The 15441-nt window shown below is 50.4% G+C and carries 15 protein-coding genes and 1 pseudogene; 9 read left to right on the top strand and 7 right to left on the bottom strand.

Annotated elements, in window-relative coordinates:
* Positions 1-106: 106 nt before the first annotated feature.
* Positions 107-1785, top strand: a pseudogene (locus H6750_06460) (aminoacylase).
* Positions 1786-1871: 86 nt separating this feature from the next.
* Complete coding sequence (locus H6750_06455; protein ID MCB9773954.1) at positions 1872-2054, top strand: hypothetical protein; 183 nt, start codon at positions 1872-1874, stop codon at positions 2052-2054.
* Positions 2055-2269: 215 nt separating this feature from the next.
* Here H6750_06455 and H6750_06450 read toward each other — a convergent pair whose 3' ends face one another.
* The 3 genes from H6750_06450 to H6750_06440 all read right to left on the bottom strand — a co-directional run bounded on the left by H6750_06450 (position 2270) and on the right by H6750_06440 (position 4088).
* Positions 2270-2713, bottom strand: a complete 444-nt coding sequence (locus tag H6750_06450; GenBank protein ID MCB9773953.1) for a type II toxin-antitoxin system VapC family toxin — start codon at positions 2711-2713, stop codon at positions 2270-2272.
* Positions 2710-2952 (bottom strand): type II toxin-antitoxin system VapB family antitoxin, encoded by a 243-nt coding sequence (locus tag H6750_06445; protein MCB9773952.1) that lies wholly within the window; start codon positions 2950-2952, stop codon positions 2710-2712. Before H6750_06445 ends, H6750_06450 begins: the two co-directional genes overlap by 4 nt.
* Positions 2953-3044: 92 nt before the next feature.
* Complete coding sequence (locus tag H6750_06440; protein ID MCB9773951.1) at positions 3045-4088, bottom strand: DUF481 domain-containing protein; 1044 nt, start codon at positions 4086-4088, stop codon at positions 3045-3047.
* Positions 4089-4302: 214 nt separating this feature from the next.
* On the opposite strand from H6750_06440, the gene H6750_06435 reads away from it, so the two are divergent.
* Positions 4303-5433, top strand: a complete 1131-nt coding sequence (locus tag H6750_06435) for an LssY C-terminal domain-containing protein (GenBank protein ID MCB9773950.1) — start codon at positions 4303-4305, stop codon at positions 5431-5433.
* On the opposite strand, the gene H6750_06430 is transcribed toward H6750_06435, so the two are convergent.
* Complete coding sequence (locus H6750_06430; GenBank protein MCB9773949.1) at positions 5423-5899, bottom strand: hypothetical protein; 477 nt, start codon at positions 5897-5899, stop codon at positions 5423-5425. The two genes, H6750_06435 and H6750_06430, sit on opposite strands and share 11 nt — an antisense overlap.
* Positions 5900-6061: 162 nt before the next feature.
* Positions 6062-6793 (bottom strand): TetR/AcrR family transcriptional regulator, encoded by a 732-nt coding sequence (locus tag H6750_06425; GenBank protein ID MCB9773948.1) that lies wholly within the window; start codon positions 6791-6793, stop codon positions 6062-6064.
* A 214-nt stretch (positions 6794-7007) separates the two neighbouring features.
* On the opposite strand from H6750_06425, the gene H6750_06420 reads away from it, so the two are divergent.
* The 3 genes from H6750_06420 (at position 7008) to H6750_06410 (ending at position 8179) form a co-directional block, all read left to right on the top strand.
* Positions 7008-7238, top strand: coding sequence for a hypothetical protein (locus tag H6750_06420; protein ID MCB9773947.1), 231 nt, complete (start codon positions 7008-7010; stop codon positions 7236-7238).
* The gene (locus H6750_06415; protein ID MCB9773946.1) at positions 7235-7663 is read left to right on the top strand and encodes a type II toxin-antitoxin system VapC family toxin; all 429 of its coding nucleotides are present in this window, start codon (positions 7235-7237) and stop codon (positions 7661-7663) included. Before H6750_06420 ends, H6750_06415 begins: the two co-directional genes overlap by 4 nt.
* A 261-nt stretch (positions 7664-7924) precedes the next feature.
* Complete coding sequence (locus H6750_06410) at positions 7925-8179, top strand: hypothetical protein (GenBank protein MCB9773945.1); 255 nt, start codon at positions 7925-7927, stop codon at positions 8177-8179.
* Positions 8180-8361: 182 nt separating this feature from the next.
* Here the strand turns inward: H6750_06410 and H6750_06405 are convergent, their stop codons facing one another.
* Positions 8362-9399, bottom strand: coding sequence for a DUF481 domain-containing protein (locus H6750_06405; GenBank protein MCB9773944.1), 1038 nt, complete (start codon positions 9397-9399; stop codon positions 8362-8364).
* 534 nt (positions 9400-9933) lie between these two features.
* Here H6750_06405 and H6750_06400 point away from each other — a divergent pair.
* Positions 9934-10632 carry a DUF3313 domain-containing protein gene (locus H6750_06400; protein MCB9773943.1) on the top strand — a complete coding sequence of 233 codons (699 nt, stop codon included), beginning with the start codon at positions 9934-9936 and terminating at the stop codon, positions 10630-10632.
* Between the two features lie 366 nt (positions 10633-10998).
* Here H6750_06400 and H6750_06395 read toward each other — a convergent pair whose 3' ends face one another.
* The gene (locus H6750_06395; protein ID MCB9773942.1) at positions 10999-12498 is read right to left on the bottom strand and encodes a lytic transglycosylase F; all 1500 of its coding nucleotides are present in this window, start codon (positions 12496-12498) and stop codon (positions 10999-11001) included.
* A 506-nt stretch (positions 12499-13004) separates the two neighbouring features.
* Between H6750_06395 and H6750_06390 the strand changes: the two genes are divergently transcribed.
* Positions 13005-13811 (top strand): neuromedin U, encoded by an 807-nt coding sequence (locus H6750_06390; GenBank protein MCB9773941.1) that lies wholly within the window; start codon positions 13005-13007, stop codon positions 13809-13811.
* Between the two features lie 182 nt (positions 13812-13993).
* Positions 13994-15301: a hypothetical protein gene (locus tag H6750_06385; protein ID MCB9773940.1), complete on the top strand. Its 1308-nt coding sequence runs from the start codon at positions 13994-13996 to the stop codon at positions 15299-15301.
* The last annotated feature ends 140 nt before the right edge of the window (positions 15302-15441 follow it).

The following is a 15441-nucleotide window of genomic DNA, read 5'->3' as shown; positions in this document are numbered from 1 at the left end:
GGAACGATCGGAGGCCGGGTTATCTGCAGCACGGCTGCAAAGCATCTTGTCGGTAGGTGCCCAGTCGCCATGTTTAATATTTGCGTCAAGATAAGGGAAAATAAACATGAAGTCTTCGGGTAAACGTCAGGTACTCGCGCTTGGTATCGCGCTAGCGCTCGGCATTTCCACACCAGTGTTGGCCGCCGATTACGATCTGGTTATCAACAACGGTCGGGTCATGGACCCGGAAACGATGCACGACGACATCGCCAATGTGGGCATCAAGGACGGAAGGATCTCGGTCATCACAAAGGACAAGATTACCGGTCGTGAGACGATTAACGCCAAGGGGCTGGTGGTGGCGCCGGGGTTTATCGACACGCACTTTCACGCCGTCGACCCCTTTGCGTCCAAGCTGGCGGTGGCCGATGGCATTACCACCGGCATGGATCTCGAGGCTGGTGCGTCGCGCGTCGGTGAATGGTATGCAAACAAGAAAAAATCAGGCTGGCAGCTGAACTACGGGACAACCACCTCAATGGCCATGGCACGATTACTGGTGCATGATCCTGAACTGGTGATCAATGAACCCGTCGATGCCACCACGCTCTTTGATTGGGGTGGTAAGGCCGGAGCCGATGGTGTCGTCGGCTGGTCCCTCAGCCGCAGCAACATTGATCAGATGAATCAGATCTCAAAAATGCTGGACGAAGACTTACGCCAGGGTGCACTTGGGGTTGGGGCGCCGATTGCCTACATGCAGCGGGGCGTGAATAGTTACGAGTTGTTCAAAGCCCAGCGCACCGCCGCGCGCTATGGCAGATTGACCTCCGTCCACACGCGGTACCACCTCAATACCCAAACGCCTACTGAGGCACCGATTGCCCTCGACGAGGTGCTGGTCAATGCGATGTTGCTGAAGGCACCGCTATTGCTGGCACATGATAATGACTACGGCTGGTGGGAGAACGAGGAAAAGTTGCAGCTTGCCCGTAGCCAGGGATACAACGTGTCGGGTGAGTATTACCCCTTCGCCGCCGGGTCGACGCTCATCAGTGCTGACTTCGTCCCGATCTTTGGGAGAGTGTGAGCGGATACAAATACGAAGAAACGATATACGACCCGACCCTCGACAAGTTCCTGAGCAAGGACGAGTACTTGAAGACGGTGAAAGAGACGCCGGGCAAGACCGTTGTCGTGCACCTGCCGCCGCGCAAGCAATGGATGAAATATTGGCTGACCATACCCCAGATGGTGGTCGCTTCGGATGCGATGGCGGGCCTCGGGAGGGACGGCAAGTTGCTGCCCTGGGACGCGGACCCCAGTGAGTATGCCGGCCATCCACGCACGGCTGCGTCATATTCCACCACACTGCAACTGGCCCGCGAGCATGGCGTACCGCTGATGTTTACGTTGTCGCAGCTCAGTTACTGGACTGCCAAACATCTTGGTGATACCGGGCTCGAAGCCATGAAACAACGCGGCCGTGTGCAGGTGAGCAAGATTGCCGATCTGACGTTGTTTGATCCCGACAAGGTTGCGCCGCGCGCGACTTACAAACAAGGGGAGAATGGTCTGCCGCCAGCGGGCATCCCCTAGGTGATCGTCAACGGGACTCTCGTCGTGAAGGAAGGCAAGGTTCTGCCGGTCAAGCCGGGCCAGCCCATTCGATTCCCCGTGGAAGCGACGAGCCACTTCAAGCCGGTGGCCGTCAACAAATGGCTCGGCGAGCACAGCATCAATGTGCCGGATATGCACGAACTCGACGACACAGGCGCGTCAAAGGTAATGAAGCAGAAATGAGAGAGAGGTCCTCTCGGTGGATGGCAATCCGCTGCAGAACCTCACCTTGATTTGATCGTGAAATAGACAAGAATTTTGTCGTCATCATGAGGGACGGGAAGATCTACAAAGATTTGCTGCGAAAAGCCACCCTTGTGCCCCTTAAGAAGCCGCACGAATTCTTCAAGGGCGATGCAAGTCAGATCGATGCGCTTCTCTATGTTGCAGAAGCCGGTTCGGCCTCGACCTTCCCATGCCAAAAAGTCACCGGAGCGTTGCGGTTTTGGTGAATGCCTGAATGAATTTAAAAAACGGAAGGAATGATTGAGGCGGTCTATCAAGATTGACTATTAGGCCGGGGACCGAAAAAAAGTTTCCCTGCTGGTCGGTTGTCCGAAATGTTCCACATTGGGTGGATTAACCGGGAATTTTACCTATCCCTGAATATCCAGGCTCAAGCCCAAAATGATGGTGCTATAGGGTTTTTCGGATTCGTAGCCATCTCTTAGGGTTCAGAAGGATTGGCAAGAGGGTGGCGCCAACGCAAACCTGGAAAACGTGAAAAATCCCGGTCGGTGGTAATCCATTCGCAGCCGGATTCGATTGCTAGGGCGGCGAAGTAAGCATCGGCTACGAGATTTCCCTTGGTCCCTCCATTCCGGCAAAGTTGTGTGAAGAATTGCCAATGGCGGGGTCCAGGTACGACCCGGACAGTATTGGGTTGTTCCAGAAGAAATTGTGCAAAACTCAGGACTTCTTCCAATTTACTTGGATGGGCAAAAATTCGGGGATGAGTTGCGATACGGACGACGGCTGAAAGTACCATCTCGGATACACCGACTGCAGGCTCGGCAATAAAGGTTTTCTCAAGCCATGCCTTATACAGCGCATGGTTTTCGACATCCCGGCGAAAGGCATAAATGTAAACATTGACATCGCAAAGGATCACTTTATCTCATCCATGCGGTCCAAGAGCGCGGAGGTATCATCCAAATTGACACCGGGAAGGACGCCCCCTTTTCCTGAAGTGGGAATTCGGACTGTAGGCGAGGCAGCATTTGTGTTCGTCCTTCTCAAGGCCAATCGGAGTGCATCTTCAATAAGGGCCGTAAGCGTACGGTGCGTTTCGGCAGCCCTCTTTTTCGCCTCGTTGAGCAGCTGATCGTTAATATTGATAGTGGTTCTCATGCATCAAAGCATATCATAATGATGATAATATGACAATTTAGTCAAGCTTATCGACTTTGGGGTTCCGGAGGGAGCCGATGAGATTTTCTTTCTTACCCTTGAATGTCCAGGGTCAAGCCAAAGACGATAGTATTGTCCGTGGTTTTGCGGTCATCGGCCGGTTCGGAATTGTACCGGACGTTATATTCGAGACTGAAGGAGAGGTCTTTGTAAATGTCGACACTGATTCCCTGCACCGCGTTGATCCGGACGGCATTGTCCCGACCGATGTCCCGAGTTCCGATATGATGATGCCAAACCTTGAGATCCCCTTTGAGAAATTCCAGCTCCCAACGGGCCAACCACGAAAGACCGGTAATGACCGTGGCCGCCTGGGTACTATAGTTTTCATAGATGGCCGTAGGACCTGCAGCCACCGTTAAAAAATTTCTCCGCCTATCCAGAAGATCATATCCGGCCCCGACGATCGTCGTATTCCGATAGGTCAGCTTTTGGAATTTGTCGTATTCCGAAAAAGTAATGACGGGAATATAACTACGTTGGGTAAGAAAATAATCCCACCGAATGTTGCCTACGGCGTTTTTCGCGGTAAGTTTCCCATCGGCCTTTCCGCGGTTGGTCCGGCCGTCCAGAATGATCCGATGCCAGCCTTTGTTGATCGTGAGCGTTCCCGAGCCATTTGTGGCCTGGGTGTCGGTATTTCCAGATGTCACACTTCCTCCAAAGGTGAGCGATCCTCTGTAAGACAAGGCGAACAGATTGATGGTTTTGATTCTGTCCAGCGGGACCGGACCATCCGGCTCAAGACGAAACACGATCAAGCGGTCTCCTTCCCGGACGCCGACACCATCAGGAATATCCGCTCCGTCATGAAAAGAAACCCAAATGGGTTCGTCGGAAATCAGACCTTTGACGTCATCCCAGTCGATCTTGAGGATATCCGCATAATCAGTATCGACAGCTAGAACCGTATCTTCCATCGAAATAATATCTCCGGACACCTGGTCTCCATTTTTCAATTGAATAACATCGACAGCCCAAACAAAAGAGTAGCTTCCAATCGCCAGGAGCCATGCGAGAGCCGTGATGACAGACCATGCAGCGATATCTTTCGGTTGAATGTGCCCAAAAATCATAAGTGGAGACTGCTCAGAGAGAAAGGGAGGAAATGGAAAAAGCTACCTCTTTGATAAGACAGTGCCCATTGCCCTTTCTCGGGCAACACAAGGAATTCATTGTAAATAGTTGTCTACCGAAATGGAATAAAGATCCGGAAGGCGTTTTTCGTCAGTGTTTAGCAGCGATTCCCTTCTACTGATTTGGTTCCTACTGGAATGGAAAATTACTCCAATGGTACATTGGTGGGTCATGAAGCTAGGACCGGCAAAACTCAATCATGGGTTGGAGGAGTATATGCAATGGTTCTCATGGATTGGAAGGACAGGGTTGCTATCCATGCTGCTTTTGATCGCTGGCTGCATGAAATATGTTCCGCCGGATTCGTTTTCCCAGGCATTTCTTGAACGGGTGGAAACTCAGGAGGAAGGACCGGTGCGGGTCTCTGCCGTCGTTCTGAGTGCATCGGAAAGCGAGAAGGTATTTGGAAGCTCCTTGCCGGACACGAATATACAACCCCTATGGCTGAAGATCCATAATCAGACTGAGGAAGAACTGGTCCTTCAGCTGTTGAGTATCGACCCCGACTATTTCGCCCCTTCCGAGGCGGCCTGGCTCAGCCGGGGGTTTGGTGAAAGAGGCTTGACGGACAAGATGCGGTATTTCTATGACCAACACATTCCGCTACTTATTCCGGCCGGCGTTACCACAACCGGTTTTGTGTTTACGAATCTAGATCCGGGGGGCAAGGCGTTTGCGGTGCAACTACTCGGCGATGAGAAAATCTATGATTTCGATTTCGTCCTTCCCGTCCCCGGTTTTCAGGCGGATTTCATGAAGCGGGATATAGCCAAGTTGTATTCGCCGGACCAAATTCAAGCGCTCGATCTCGAGGAGCTACGTGACTACCTGACCAACTTGCCCTGCTGCGTGTTGGGCGGCGACCAGAAATCCGAAGGGGATCCCCTCAATCTGGTGATTATTGGAGAAGGGCGACACGGCGTCGTGACCCTTGTCCGCCGGGGATGGGATTTGACCGAAACCCTTAGTGCGGATACGGCCTGGCGGACTGCCGTATCCTCAATTTTCGGCAGCCGGTATCGGACGTCGCCGTTGTCACCGCTGTATCTGTTCGGCCGGTCACAGGATGCGTCCTTTCAGAAAGCTCGGGAAACTGTGGATGAACGCAATCATCTACGGCTTTGGCGCGCTCCGGTAAATTTGCAGGGAATGCCTGTGTGGGTTGGCCAGATTAGTCGGGACATTGGAGTCAAATTGTCCAGCAAGACGATTGTTACCCATAAAATCGATCCAGTGGTCGATGAGGCCAGAACATGCAAAAAAATTTCGAATGTTACCAGGTAAACCGGAGAAACCCTCCGTTATAGTCAGGACCCTTGATAGAGGGAGGAAGCACGAGCGGCAACCGGTCACGGTTCACGTGTATTTCTTTCGGAAGGGTTCCTTCGGGGATAACCGATTCCAAAGCCTGGAAACTGTGCATTTCGACCCCTAATTGAATTCCGGGTAACTTCCCTGGATCTTTGAGAGAAAAATTCGGACCGTGTTTCCACTGAAAGTCGTATTTTGGAGGAGCTTCCTGAATAAGCGGGACGTCGAACAATCGTTTTTCCCATCTGCGGGAATCGCGCAATCTGGCTGTGCTCTTTTCTTTGAGATCAGGCATGGGACCGAATTCCTTTCCGCCTGCAACCTTTCCGGCGACCAACATCGCTTCACCATTCGAAGGGATTCCTATGCCTGACAAGAACAATAATAAAAGGGTTAGAAGGATTGTATTTGAAAAATCTTTTATGGTTTCACAATTCATTATCTCACTCCTTTCTTTATTTTACCCTTTCTCTATCTTTTCTTCCAAGGGATCATTCTGTTGTCCATGGGAAAAATGTGAGATCCTGGCCTTCGGTGTCTAAGAAATAGGTTCTTCAAGCATTAGTCAATTTTTTACTTTTTCTGTAAAAAACAGCCCGCCCTAGACGATGGCGGCTTGATGACACTCTTGTGGAAAAATTTCTTTCAGAATGCGGTTCCTGATTTCCTCCCAATCCAGCTCGTGAAAAAACGGATGCCAGCCGAACCCATCCAATAAGGCATGGATGTTTTCCCATACCGCCTTTCTCGGATCTGAAATTCCAAGGGCAAAGAGGTTCACTTCTGAGAACATGAGCACAAAGGCCCCAAATGCACCTGTCCACAAACCAAAGGTGACCTCCTCGATGGTCACGCCCTGCCGAAGATGAAGGTGACCTTCTTTAACGGCGTCCCGTAACACCCCGAAGACAATTCCGATATTATCCTGCTCGGCCCTTTCCAGGTTTTTTTGCAAAGCTGGAGAGGCCTTTCCCCTGATGGATGCATTCAGGAGTAGTAATTTGGATTTAAAATGATCAGGATTCAGTCGAATGAACAAATCATACCCCAAAGCCATCGCAGCCACGCGTTCCCTGGGAGTGCCCTGAAACTGGGAACCCCTCAAGAGAAACGTGCCACATTTTTTCGCGGATTGGATGAGCATCGCAACTAAAATTTCTTCTTTACAAGAAAAATGCTGATAAATCGTTCCCTTTGAATATTCGGTAAGTTCCGCGATTCGGTCCATGTTGAGATCAATATAGCCAACCTTCAACAACAGATGTCTGGCGGTATCGATAATCAGCGTTTCCCGCTGTGCATACTCTCTTTTTTTTCTTTCTGAAGTGGCCATGAAATTTTTATAACATTACTATTGACTAATGGTCAATTTTTTACCTTATGTAATAAAATGTGTTATTTTTTAAATAAAATGTATATGATTTAAGCATCTACACTGAAATCTTGTTATTAAAGATGGTGTACACTATTTTGATGTAGTAGCATCAAAATTTTGATGCTATGATGTAAATATGAGAACCACAATAAGCATTAATGACGAATTACTGTTGAGGCTCAAGGAAAAAGCCGCACAAGAAAAAATTTCGCTCACCAAACTGCTTAACCGAATTTTGAAAGAGGGAATGCAGTCCTCTCAAAAAGTTTCCCGTCCAAAACGCTCCTATCGGGAGAAGTCTTTTCCTATGGGCGAACCGCTTGTTGGGTTAGACAAGGCGCTTGCACTTGCCGGCAAGCTGGAAGGTGAAGAAATCGTGAGGAAAATCCTTTTGCGCAAATGAAACTTGTCGATCTGAATGTTCTATTGTATGTCGTTAATGAAACGGCAGTTCATCATGCACGTGTTCGGCAATGGTGGGAGGACGCCATCAATGGGGATGATTCCGTAGGTTTACCCTGGCTCGTTCTTCTCGGCTTTCTCCGTCTCTCAACACACTCTAACATTTTCCCTCATCCGCTCGACCTCGCCACCGCTATCGGGAAGATTGACCTATGGCTGTCTTTAGACAACACGCGAGTGGTTCGGGAAAAAGAGGAGCATTGGGAAATTCTCCGATTGTTGATCAAAGAATCCGGACTCGCAGGAAATCTCAGCAGCGATGCCCACCTGGCGGCTATGGCAATCAGTCACGGGGCGATTCTCGTTTCCTGCGACAATGACTTTTCACGTTTCCGTGGAATTCGCTGGGAAAATCCAGTCATCTGATAGACACCAACCTTTGCCTCACATCGTATTTCAACAGTCTCACAATAGAAGAGTAACAATTTTGAGGGGCAACAAATTTTTGTTCCCTTTTTTCCTCTTGGGCGTGTTGAATAATAAAGATGTTCAAGGGCAAATTTGCCCAGGATTAGATCACTCATCAAAGGCTCCGGGTCGGTTCAAAAAAGCATGCCCTGAGTCTTCCCGAAGGGTTCGTCCAGCAAGGCCACAGCCGTTTTTGCGCGCGGAGCGTACGCGTAGTACGTGAGCACGGAAAAATGGCGAGAACGCCGCTGGCGGCTTTTTTCAACAGACCCATACCTGGAAAACATCCTTCCGGACGCCTTCTTCGATCTTAAGATTCTGGGGATAGAAATCTGGCTATGGGTCGGGCTCCTGCCCATCGCCATCGTGGCTTATGGGGCGGCGTATGCGGTCACTTCCTTGATGTACCTTTTTATCCGCTTTCGCCCATCCCTTCTCCGCCCGCCAAGTGATATGGCATCCAACGTTCGATGACCTAATTCAGCGGTACATTCCCCTCGCATCGCTTCATTCCCATTCGATCCTTCATCCGTATTGGATCGAATTATGAACCGAAGAGAGGAATTATGGGATTACTCCAACAACGGACATTCACCGGTTTCCGGGCAAAGACCTTCAAACCCTCCAAACACACCGCTTCACGACGTTTTCCCCGCCTATCCCAATAGGTCAAGACTCAACCCAAAGATAATGGTCGTATCGGTGGTTTTCCGGCCGTCGGCTGGCTTGGAATTATAGCGGACATTATATTCGAACCGAATCGAGAGGTCTTTATAGATGGAGATACTCATACCTTGATTGGCATTCAGCCGCACCGCATTATCCCGCCCGAAATCCCGCGTACCGGTATGAACATGCCAGAGCTTCAGATCGCCACCTAGAAATTCCAAATTCCAGCGGGGTTGCCATGAAATACCCGGGATGACCACGCTCGGCTCAAACCTGAAATTTTGATACACCACCGTCGGACCCACCCCGACCGTGAAAAAATTTGTCCGGTGATCCAGGAGATCGTAACCAACCCCGATGATGCTCGTGCTTCGAAGGGACAGGTCTTGAAATTTGTCATACTCCAGAAAATTAATAAACGGAATATAGGCCCGTTTGGACAGGAAGTAGTCCCAGCGGGTATTCAATGCCGCATTTTGTGCGGTGATTTCTCCATCGGCTTTGCCGCGATTTGCCCGCCCATCCAGAATAAATCGATGCCAGCCTTTGTTCACGGTCAAGGTTCCCGACGCATTAATGGTTTCGGTTGACGTGTTTCCTGACGTTGCACTCCCCCCAAGTCCAATGTTCCCCCAGTATGACATTTCAAACAGATTGATCGTCTTGATTTTGTCCAGTTGAACCGGACCACCCCGGTCGAGCCGAAAAAGAATCAAGCGATCCCCGTCCCGAACCCCCACGCCATCAGGAATTATGACCCCGTCATGAAAGGCCACCCATAAGGGTTTTTCGGAAATCAGTCCGTCGACATCATCCCAATCAATTTTAATGACGTCAGCGTAATCCGTATCGACGGTCAGGACCGTATCTTCCATGAGAAGAACCCTTCCACTAACGCGGTCCCCGTTCTTGAGCAGAATAACATCCGCGGCGTGCACCCCCAGGGGTCCTCCCAGCAATAAACCTGTCACGACAGCCAAAAGAAGAACCGGCCAGGCCGAGGCTCGCCTCGCGCCGGTCTTCACTCGCTGCCTCAGGCACCAGTAACACCGGAGAGGGATGAAAGGGTGGGAAAGGGTCATAGGCATGCAAGGCAGTATAGGTTTCGTTACTCGCAGGGTAAAGCAGGCCCCATACCCAATTCATGAGTTCCGTTTCCGGAAGCATGGGGTTGGCTCATGTCCACACCGGTGAGACAAGCTCAAGAGTCAGAAGCCCATACGAGAGCGACCTATTAGAAGGAAATAACGAGACAGCCCTTCCGGCTATACCGTGATGATCTTCCGAAAAAAAGCCAAGAAAAAGAATTTACCGGCTTGGCCAGCGCCCACAATCTGCACTCGACAAGCTAAAAGAATCTGATCGATTGGCGGACAAATCCCCCGGACCAAGCGTCGAGGTTGACGACGAGTGTCTTTTCGGTATAGACAACATACTCAATTTCACCTGACCGTATGCACCAACTGCTATTCCGGGTTTACATGGCCAGTAAGGAGAAGGGCTTCCAAAACAGGGGTTCAAATTTATCAAACCATGCGCCGAAGCAAAGGAGACCAGTCATGCCTATGGTAGAGGGATGGATTCTGGCTCTTATTTTCGTGGCCATGACGGCTTGTGCGACCACTCAACAGGCAAAGACTGTTGGAAGATCCGGATTTCTTGATGACTATTCAATCCTTCAACAAGGCGCGGGAGACCGTGAAGCCCTTCTGCGATACGTCAATCCCATAGCCGATTGGAAACACTATACCAAGGTGATGATTGACCCCGTTCAACTCTGGATGGGAGAAGGATCTTCTCTTCGGGACATCCCACAAGGAGACCGCACTCGACTGGCCTCACTTCTCTTGGGAACATTACAGAATGCCTTATTGGCAGATTACCGGATTGTTCGTGAGGCCGGGCCTCATGTCATGCGTCTGAGTGTGGCACTCACAGAAGCCGAAGCCTCCCATACCGTGTTAGATACCCTTTCCAGTGTCCTTCCGACGGGTTATCTCATTTCCGGCACAAAATCTCTCGCTACGGGAACCGGAACGTTTGTGGGCAGCGCCAGCGTAGAAGCCAAAATAACCGATGCAGAACTTGGGACTCTGTTGGCCGCTGCCGTAGATCGCCGGGGGGGTGCAAAGTCGTTGTCGGGAGTGACTTCAGAATGGAATGACGTCGAAGAATCATTTCAGTACTGGGCCCAAACTCTCCGCTATCGCCTGTGCCAATGGCGCGGCGAACACAGTTGTGTGCACCCCACGGAATAGGCATCGGCAACCCGCGGGCTATGACCCTTTAGGAAAAAACCAAGAAGGTATCGGGGAAATTCTGCCGGATATGAAGTGACGCTTCCCGCAGGACAAGGGGCATCATTACACCGAGGATGGGCCGGCACCGACCAATACAAACTCAGGGAGTGCAATCTCTGAAGGCGCAGGATAGCCCGTCTCATGGCCTGGCTCATGAGACTAATTTTGCATACTGGAATACTCTCCCAATCCGTGCATAGCCAGTCGACATTCCTGTGAGGGCCTCTGCGTATTGAGATACTCGTAACATGGACTCGAAAGAGTGCATCGCTGGCCCGGGGTCACTCTAGGAAGCCCGATTTTGATCAGTGCCCCTCCCAGAGCCTACCCTTGCACCATTGATTTCATTGCCTCTTTTTCCAGAATCAGACGATAGGCAATAAAATATTTGTAGATATTACTCACGTATTGCACGGTCTCGCGACCAATATGCTTCGCGGCCACGATCTCCACATTTTTAAACCACTTATTCGGATTCAAACCCATGGACGGCGCCTTAGTCCGGAGCTTCGCGATCTTGGCAGGGCCCGCATTATAGGAAGCGATCGCAAAGAGCCACTGGTTTAACAGGCTCATATTCTGGTCTCTAAAATACCGGTCATGCAGGAAATGCAAGTATTTGACTCCGGCATGAATATTGGGCTCAACCTGAGTAATATTGGGAATGTTGACGTTTGGATCCCGAGCGGTACTCGGCAAGAGCTGCATCACACCGATGGCACCCGCAGAACTTCTTTTCCGTTGGTCCAACATGGACTCCTGGTAACCAAGGGCCATGGCGAGCACCCAATCAAATCCATATGGCTTGGCGGTCTTTTCAAACATGTGCATGAGACTTTGAAATTTCTTGCGCTCCTGCGTTGCCAGGGCATGTTTGACATAGTTGGTATTTTTCAAATACCGGGTGAAGAGCATATTTCCGACTAAGGTGCCCTTCTTATTGTTCCTGACAAACCGGTTGATCACCTTTTGGAGTTTCGGACTGTTTTTCCGAAAGGCCCAAGCGATCTCCCCGCCTGCATTGATGGCAATGTCCGGATGCAGACGGATATTCTCAAAAATTTTTGCCCAAAATTCCGCCTTGGGTCTATCCATGACGAGCATCGGCAATAAGCCCGCGTTCACCATTTCAAGAAGATCTTCGTCTTCAAGGTTCTCCTCCTCAGAAATGAGCGTAATCTCCGGTTTCCCCGAAATGCGAAACGAGGCATTCAAGCGAACTAAATGTTCGTAAAAACTACTGGACTTCCGCACATGGATGGTCTGTCCGGAAAGGTCATCCAGACTGGAGAGAGGGGGGCTACTGGGCCCCGTGACAATAATCTCACGAACATTGGTGAGAAGCGGTTCTGAAAAATCAATGAGTGCCTTTCGTTCGGGTGTGATCGTGAGGCCACCGGCCGCAATATCACCAACCCCATTGAGCAAATCCGGAATGAGTTCATCACGGTTTACAGGAATGAAGACCAACTGAACCTGTACGATCTTTCGCTTTAAATCTGCATTGATCTGCTTTGCGAATACTTTCATAAGATCATAGGTGAGCCCACGCTGTCTGCCGCCGTCCAGAAAGTAAAAGGTTTTGCTAAAGGGAACAAGCACCCGAATTTGATTGCGATTGACCATCCCATCCCAATCACCCGTCCACGGCTTCAGAGCCTGACGGAACTTCGCGCCGAATTGGTCATCCTCCAAATTTTGAGAAACCCCTGATTCAGCACCAGGGATGAGAAACAGGACAGCTGTCAACACCACAAGATAAGAGAGACACCTGGACTTTTGTCGCATTACCATCATCATGGTCATAGACGGCGAGCCTATCATGTGGAATTTCCAAAATGCCATTATGAATATTTTCGATAGATGAAATCCAATACGTTATTGAGTCGATAGCAATCGAAACACCAACTCGAGCCGGTCATGCTTGAGGTAACGTCGACGATAGATTTAAAAAGGGCCTGAGAAATCTCCAACAGTTACATGCTAGCAGGATGCCTGCCATTCACGATTCCCGTGGCAACAGCAACGTTCTCTATCTTCTGCATCCCATCACTTTTTCCATGATTGCATTTCGGTGTTGGTCGAATGGGATTTTCGCTAACCGGCGAGACCGCTATTCTGTGTTTTCACGCAAGGCAAAAAGCACAAGCGGAACGCGAGAGGCTCTTCCAATCGTGGTCAGCCCTTTTATGAGAGATAATTTCCCACCAGTCCTGCTAAACTCCTCTTCAAACGATTGCCTCTGCTGTTATGGTACTAAACCTCAACCGGGGCTTGGTTGCGCAAAAGAAATGTGGTTGCCTTTTATAAAAACATGCATACGGTGTGTCATGGCCGGAGTGATCCTGGGATTCCTCGTGAGTCAATCAGCCCATGCGGAGGAGATCAAACAACTTGCCGAAGAAGTGCAGAACCCGGTATCCGATCTGGTGCGGGTGGGGTTTGTGAATGGTACGCTTTTCGGAGCCGGGGCCAATAACCATCTCTTTAATGTCCTCAATCTTGAGGCCTCTACCACAAGAAGATTTGGGGACTGGGCCCTTCTCAACCGCCTCACCATTCCTATCCCATATATTCCGGCCAATGCCATAGAGGATAAAACGGGAAGTATGACCGGGTTAGGAGATATTGAGTACACGGCATTCTTTGCCCGCGACGAATCCAAACGACGGTTTAAACTGATTGGTGGTATAGGCCCGACCTTTATTTTGAATACCGCAACTGATGATCATCTGGGCCTGGGGAAATGGAGCGTCGGCCCCACCCTTGCGCTTGTCAGCATACCGGACCCATGGGTGGTGGGCGCCATCATTAGAAATCTCTGGTCATTTGCGGGAGAGAAACAACGCCCGAAGGTCAACCTGTTTGCCATTCAGCCATTTGTGAATTACAACTTTGCCAACGGTTGGTATCTGACTTCCACCCCCGCAATCACCGCAAACTGGGAGGCGGAAGAAAAGCGGAATCGTTGGTTAATACCCATTGGAGGCGGGTTCGGCAAGGTCATGTTTCGGGGAGAAAAACGTCCGATCAACATCAAACTCCAGGGATTTTATTTTCTCGAAAAACCGGATCGAGCGCCAGACTGGACATTACAACTTCAGTTTCAAATCCTGTTTCCTGATAAACCTGCCTAAACGACGACCGCCCAATTTCCAACTCCCTCTCTCAACAATCCGCTCCTTTAGAGCTTGTTTAAAATCTGTGGCAGGGCCTGTTCCGTTCCACCTGGGAGGAATGGAAATTATTGAGAGCATTCAATATACTGCATCGTCCGGCAGAGGGACGTGTTGCACACAGATCAGTAGGGAGAAGATGAATGTCTGAATTTATGGCTGCGCATTCCGTCTGTTTTCGAACCGGGGTGCTGGTCGTTTTACTCATGGCTTGGCCTTGTCTGCTTAAGATGTCCGTAGTGTTCGCTCAAGGCAGTGCCGAAACGGTGATCGAACAGGCAAAGACACAAGCCGCGGAAAAAGCCGTCGAAAAGGTCACTGAAAAAGCCATGGAGAAGGTTGCCGAAAAAGCCGCGGAAAAAGCAGTCGAAAAAGCCACAGAAAAAAGCGTCGAAAAAGTCGTGGAGAAGGCCGCCCAAAAAGCGATGGAAAAAGCGGTTCAGAAGGCCACTGAAACAACATTGCAGAAAGCAGCCGCAAAGGCCGCCCAGGAAGAAACGGCCCAGGCCGAGCTCACGGCCAAACGCCCGGAAGAATTCAAAGGGCCGACCACCGTACATTTTATGGTGTTCGTCGTAGATATTGATGACATTGATGATGCGGCCCAAAATTTCACCGCCAATGTGTATCTGCGTCTTCGCTGGAAAGATGCGCGCTTAGCCAATCCCGAAGGGGCGATACGCCAAATTCCCCTGATGGAAGTGTGGAACCCCAGACTGTTGCTTGCCAACCAACAAGGGGTTATTCCGCACTCATTACCTGAAATTGTGCAGGTTCACCCTGATGGAACGGTCATCTATCATCAACGCTACACGGGGAAGTTATCTCAACGGTTGATGTTGGCCGATTTTCCCAGGGATAGTCATACGTTTACGGTCCAATTTGTGGCGGCCGGTTATCAGGCAGACGAATTGACGTTTGAGCCTGAGTCCATCAGAAACATTCGTGGCGGATCCATGGCCAACACCTTGTCATTGGCGGATTGGAAGATTCTGTCGTTCGAAGCAGTCGTGGCCCCCTACAGCCCCATTCAAGAGATACGCACCGCAGGATTTGCTTTTCAATTCCAGGCTCAACGCTATGTCGCGTATTACCTCTGGCAGGTGGTGTTACCACTGGCGGTCGTCGTCATTATGTCGTGGGCGGCCTTCTGGATCGGACGAGAACACATCGGCGTCCGGATCGCGGTGGCGACGAGTTCCATTCTGACTCTCATCGCGCATCGCTTTGTCCTGGCCAGCCTCCTTCCCCGTCTTCCTTATATGACCCACCTCGACTATTTCACCGTCGGGAGTACACTCCTGGTGCTGCTGGCATTGATCGCGGTGATCACGACAGGCTTTCTTGCCGCTCATGGGCACAATCTCCAGGCGCGAAAAATCGACCTATTGGCTCGGGGAACATTCCCCGGCGCGTTTTTACTGTTGTTAATCTGGTTTATAGTTGGATGACCCGGAGATAGTAGACGCACACCGTAAGATTGCTGCGAAATGCCCCCCGACCCAGATCACACGAATTCATCGTAGAGTATCATACTCTCTCCCCCCACCAAGGAATATAGGAACGCACGCAACTCATGCGGCTTAATTCA

It is taken from the genome of Nitrospiraceae bacterium (genome assembly GCA_020632595.1).
GTDB lineage: Bacteria > Nitrospirota > Nitrospiria > Nitrospirales > UBA8639 > Nitrospira_E.
This window is presented reverse-complemented; position numbering and strand designations above follow the sequence as displayed.

Excerpts from the sequence above, each read along its gene's own strand:
- H6750_06415 (MCB9773946.1), top strand. The coding sequence starts at position 7,235 with ATGAAACTTGTCGATCTGAATGTTCTATTGTATGTCGTTAATGAAACG.
- H6750_06445 (MCB9773952.1), bottom strand. The coding sequence starts at position 2,952 with ATGAGAACCACTATCAATATTAACGATCAGCTGCTCAACGAGGCGAAA.
- H6750_06430 (MCB9773949.1), bottom strand. The coding sequence starts at position 5,899 with ATGAATTGTGAAACCATAAAAGATTTTTCAAATACAATCCTTCTAACC.
- H6750_06390 (MCB9773941.1), top strand. The coding sequence starts at position 13,005 with ATGGCCGGAGTGATCCTGGGATTCCTCGTGAGTCAATCAGCCCATGCG.
- H6750_06400 (MCB9773943.1), top strand. The coding sequence starts at position 9,934 with ATGCCTATGGTAGAGGGATGGATTCTGGCTCTTATTTTCGTGGCCATG.
- H6750_06385 (MCB9773940.1), top strand. The coding sequence starts at position 13,994 with ATGTCTGAATTTATGGCTGCGCATTCCGTCTGTTTTCGAACCGGGGTG.
- H6750_06395 (MCB9773942.1), bottom strand. The coding sequence starts at position 12,498 with ATGATAGGCTCGCCGTCTATGACCATGATGATGGTAATGCGACAAAAG.
- H6750_06455 (MCB9773954.1), top strand. The coding sequence starts at position 1,872 with ATGAGGGACGGGAAGATCTACAAAGATTTGCTGCGAAAAGCCACCCTT.
- H6750_06440 (MCB9773951.1), bottom strand. The coding sequence starts at position 4,088 with ATGATTTTTGGGCACATTCAACCGAAAGATATCGCTGCATGGTCTGTC.
- H6750_06435 (MCB9773950.1), top strand. The coding sequence starts at position 4,303 with ATGGTACATTGGTGGGTCATGAAGCTAGGACCGGCAAAACTCAATCAT.
- H6750_06425 (MCB9773948.1), bottom strand. The coding sequence starts at position 6,793 with ATGGCCACTTCAGAAAGAAAAAAAAGAGAGTATGCACAGCGGGAAACG.